2 protein-coding genes are annotated in these 1,101 nt (G+C 67.3%); one reads left to right on the top strand and one right to left on the bottom strand.

The window, feature by feature from the left end; translation table 11 throughout:
- Positions 1 to 532 (top strand): amidohydrolase family protein (locus MOV75_RS39270; protein WP_247008207.1); only part of this gene is annotated, 532 nt, incomplete at its 5' end.
- Between the two features lie 35 nt (positions 533 to 567).
- Here MOV75_RS39270 and MOV75_RS39275 read toward each other — a convergent pair.
- On the bottom strand, positions 568 to 1,101 hold a 534-nt coding region (locus MOV75_RS39275), incomplete at its 5' end, for a zinc-binding dehydrogenase (protein ID WP_247008208.1).

Consider the following 1,101-nt stretch of genomic DNA (forward strand, 5'->3'; position numbering starts at 1 on the left):
CGAGCGCGCGGTGCGCTGCGGCGTGCGCACCATCGAGCACGGCAATCTGGTCGATGCTCCGACCGCGCGCCTGATGGCCGAGAAGGGCGCCTATGTGGTGCCGACGCTCGTCACCTACGAGGCGCTGGCGAACGAGGGCGCCCAATATGGCCTGCCGCCGGAGAGCGTGGCCAAGATTGCCGATGTCCGCGACGCCGGCCTGCGTTCGCTCGCGATCTATCGCGACGCCGGCGTGAAGATGGGATTTGGCAGTGACTTGCTCGGCCCGTCGCAGCGTCTCCAGAGCGACGAATTCCGGATTCGCGCCGAGATTCTCGGTCCGCGCGCCGTCATCGCCAGCGCGACATTGGTCGGCGCCGAAGTGCTTGGCATGGAAGGCAAGCTCGGCCGGATCGCGCCCGAAGCCAACGCCGACCTGCTGGTGGTCGACGGCAACCCGCTGCGCGACGTTGCGTGCCTGCTCGGCCAGGGCGAGCACATCCCGATGGTGATGAAGGCAGGCAAGGTCCAGTTCGACAGGCTGAACGCGTAGCTGACGCTACCGCCACATCTCCGCGCCGATGCATCCTATTTCGAGAGCCGCACGACCATCTTGCCCAGCGCTCCGCGCGTCTGCATGGTCCTGAACGCTTCCCGGAAATCGTCCAGCGCGAAGACGCGGCCGACCACGGGCTTCAGCTGGCCGTCGGCGAGCCAGCCCGTCAACTGCGACATCAGGCGCTTCTGCACGTCGGGTTCGCGCACCGGAATCTGCGCGAGGTCGACACCGAGCAGGGCGCCGCCTTTCAGCAGCGGCAGGTTGAACGGCAGCGCGGGAATCGTGCCGGCGGCAAAGCCGACCACGAGATGGCGTCCGCGCCAGGCGATGGATCGAAAGGCCTGCACCGAGATCTCGCCTCCGACAGGATCGAAGATCACGTCGGCACCATGTCCGCCCGTCAACTCCTTGAACCTGTCGCGCCAGTCGGCCTGCGTATAATCGATCACGGCGTCGGCGCCGTGCGCCTGAGTGAATTCGCGCTTCTCCGCTGTCGATGCCGCTGCGATCACGCGCGCGCCGAGCAGCTTGCCGATCTGGACGGCCGCAATTCCGGTGCCGCC

Source organism: Bradyrhizobium sp. PRIMUS42 (assembly GCF_023006515.1).
In the GTDB taxonomy this organism is placed as follows: Bacteria; Pseudomonadota; Alphaproteobacteria; order Rhizobiales; family Xanthobacteraceae; genus Bradyrhizobium.